The sequence below is a fragment of the Idiomarina sp. UBA4206 genome (assembly GCF_002383015.1).
Classification (GTDB): domain Bacteria; phylum Pseudomonadota; class Gammaproteobacteria; order Enterobacterales; family Alteromonadaceae; genus Idiomarina; species Idiomarina abyssalis.
In genome coordinates this window covers 68,424-69,939 of the sequence record NZ_DFTS01000060.1, presented here as the reverse complement: position 1 = coordinate 69,939, position 1,516 = coordinate 68,424, and the positions used below count along the sequence as shown (strand labels likewise).

Sequence of the window (1,516 nt, the reverse complement as noted above, 5' to 3'; positions counted from 1 at the left end):
TGGAGCCCGGACTTTCCTCCCCCTGTAAACAGGCGGCGATTGTCTGGCCAGCTCTCCGCGGAGGATTCTACGCTGCGCCAGGCTTTAACTCAATCTTTGTTTTTATTCTCCAGCCCCCACTGATACAACACGTTTTTACGTTCATCATGAATTTTCGCAGTGACAGCAGCCGCTTTCTTTAATGGCAACTCCTCCAGTAACAACAGCAAGGTTCGCTTAGACGCCTCTCCAGGGCCGTCACTGGCTTCCGTTTCTTGCTGCAAGGGTGATATCAGTAACACCATTTCTCCCCGCTGCTGGTTGCTGTCGTCTGTTAAAATCTGCAATAACTCTGCAGCACTGCCATTTAAATAGGTTTCAAACTGCTTCGTCAGTTCACGCGCCAGTACCAGCTGCCTTTCTGTCCCCAGCACGGCATTCATATCGGCCAGGGTATGCAGAATTCTGTGTGGGCTTTCATAAACAACAACGGTTCTTGGTTCTGTTTTTAACGCTTCTAATTTTGCCCGGCGTTGCTGCGGCTTAGAAGGCAAAAAACCTTCAAAGGCAAAGCGGTCGGTAGGCAAGCCAGCCGCAGACAGTGCTACGGTTACGGCACAGGCACCCGGCAGTGCAACCACTTTGAGGCCGTGCTGACGACACCGTTGTACCAGCACATAACCCGGGTCATTAATAAGTGGCGTACCCGCGTCGCTGACTAATGCCAGGGAATCGCCTTGCTGCAGGCGCTCAATAACCGCATCCGCGCGCTGAGTCTCGTTATGCTCATGCAGCGCAAACACGTCGTTTTGTATGCCATAATGCTGCATTAACTTCCGCGTATGCCGCGTATGTTCTGCAGCTATGGCTGCTACATCGGCTAATGTTTTTATTGCCCGCTCGGTCATATCGCCTAAATTCCCGATAGGCGTGGGTACAATATAAAGGGTCCCCGGGTCTGTCATAATGAGTCTCAGTTTGTTTCCAACGTCAATGCCGTTTATAGTATCACCGAACAGGCACCAAAGCGGAACCTTACAGTGTTTAGAACTCAGTCATTTGTATTTTTAGCTCTACTGGCACTCATGGTACTCACTCAGTGTACCTCTGCCCCTGACCGGAAAACTGAAACGCCCGACAAAACCGCAGATGCCGCCGACCAGGACTTAAGTTTAACTGAAGAAAAATCGGCTCAGGACTGGTTAGATGAAGCCCGCGCTGCCGCCAACGATATTGAACAGCACTCCGCTTTAATACGCGCAGCTAATGCGTTTCAGAATGAACAAAAATGGCAGCAGGCTGTAGCCGTGTTGTCTCAATTAAGCCCTCAAAAAATTACCCGGCATAGTCAAAAGTACTATCACCTGGCTAAAGCTCGTTGGGCAGCAGAACAAGAACAATGGCCCCAGGTTATTGATGAACTTGAGAGCGTTTATACACAGTTTAACCAACGCGAATTTCGCGCTTTGAGCTTACAATTGCTGTCTCAAGCCGCTTACCAGCAAAAAAACTACTGGCAAGCTTTGGTGTGGCAGGG

At 50.0% G+C, this 1,516-nt stretch carries 1 protein-coding gene and 1 pseudogene; one reads left to right on the top strand and one right to left on the bottom strand.

What is annotated here, in order from left to right:
• Positions 1-89: 89 nt before the first annotated feature.
• Positions 90-944: a 16S rRNA (cytidine(1402)-2'-O)-methyltransferase gene (rsmI, locus tag B3180_RS12670; RefSeq protein ID WP_286844925.1), complete on the bottom strand. Its 855-nt coding sequence runs from the start codon at positions 942-944 to the stop codon at positions 90-92.
• A 75-nt stretch (positions 945-1,019) separates the two neighbouring features.
• Between rsmI and B3180_RS12665 the strand changes: the two are divergent.
• Positions 1,020-1,516, top strand: a pseudogene (locus B3180_RS12665) (penicillin-binding protein activator); the annotation flags it as partial.